The organism is Mesorhizobium sp. M7A.F.Ca.US.006.04.2.1 (genome assembly GCF_004022915.1).
GTDB classification, from domain to species: domain Bacteria; phylum Pseudomonadota; class Alphaproteobacteria; order Rhizobiales; family Rhizobiaceae; genus Mesorhizobium; species Mesorhizobium ciceri.
This window is the reverse complement of record NZ_RZQA01001391.1, coordinates 1-939: the sequence shown is the minus strand read 5'-3', so window position 1 is coordinate 939 and position 939 is coordinate 1. Positions and strand designations below refer to the sequence as shown.

The window sequence follows — 939 nt, the reverse complement described above, 5'->3', positions numbered from 1 at the left end:
GCCCTGCCTGGTGGTCGAGCGACGGACGTGGAGCGCCGAGCACCCGGCAGGGCGCACCCGTTTCTATATCGAGTGCAGCCGCGATATGCCTGTCGGCGGCGACAGCGCGAATCCGGTGCTCGGCTTCGCTCCACGGCACGCGGCCAATCAGCCATGGTCCTGGTGCGGTGGCCACGAATTCCTCGTCCGCTGCCTCGGGCACGGCGGTGAGATTGATCAGCCGCTGTTCATGCGCGAACGGCCGCTCGCCGGCGAAATGACCGCACTCCAGCGCCAGCACCGGTCCGGCCACGCCCAGCTCCAGCAGCGCGCGATCCCCGGCGCTGCTGCGCCTTTTGTGTCGGGCGACGCGCTCGTAGCGATAGGGCAGGCCGAGCGCTTCGACCTCGATGCGGATATCGTGGATTTCCAGCACCGCGGCCTGCGACTGCGGCCGGCGCACAAAGCTGCCTGAGCGGCGGCGGCGCTCGATCAGTCCGGCCTTGGCAAGCTGCGACAGCGCCTTGTTCACCGTCATGCGCGAGCAATTGTATTGCACGCTCAACTCATGCTCGAACGGGATGCGATGACCGGGCGCCCAGGCGCCGGACAGGATTTTCTCGCTGATGTCGGAGAGGATGCGCTGGTGCAGCGAGCCGCCGCCTTCCGCCTCCACAGTGCCGGCCATGCTCATGCCGAAAGCGCCGTCATCACGTTGCGAAAACGCTCAGCGATGGCCTCTCGCTTCACATGCCTGCCGCCGCTGACCTGTTTGCGGCCATGCACCCAGACGCAGTCGACCTTGCTGCCATTGGCGAAGATCCAGGCGTCGAGGATCGCGTCGCCGGTCTTGCCGGCCAGCGAGGGATTTTTGGGATCGAGCGAGACAAGATCGGCGGATGCGCCGACGGCGATCGCGGAAGCACCGGCGCCAAGCGCGACGCTGCCACCGTCGAGCGC

At 67.4% G+C, this 939-nt stretch carries 1 protein-coding gene and 1 pseudogene; both read right to left on the bottom strand.

What is annotated here, in order from left to right:
* On the bottom strand, positions 1-673 hold a 673-nt coding region (locus tag EN925_RS37545), incomplete at its 3' end, for a GntR family transcriptional regulator (RefSeq protein ID WP_128337447.1).
* Positions 670-939: pseudogene (locus EN925_RS37540) on the bottom strand (formimidoylglutamate deiminase); the annotation flags it as partial. The pseudogene EN925_RS37540 and the gene EN925_RS37545, both read right to left, overlap by 4 nt.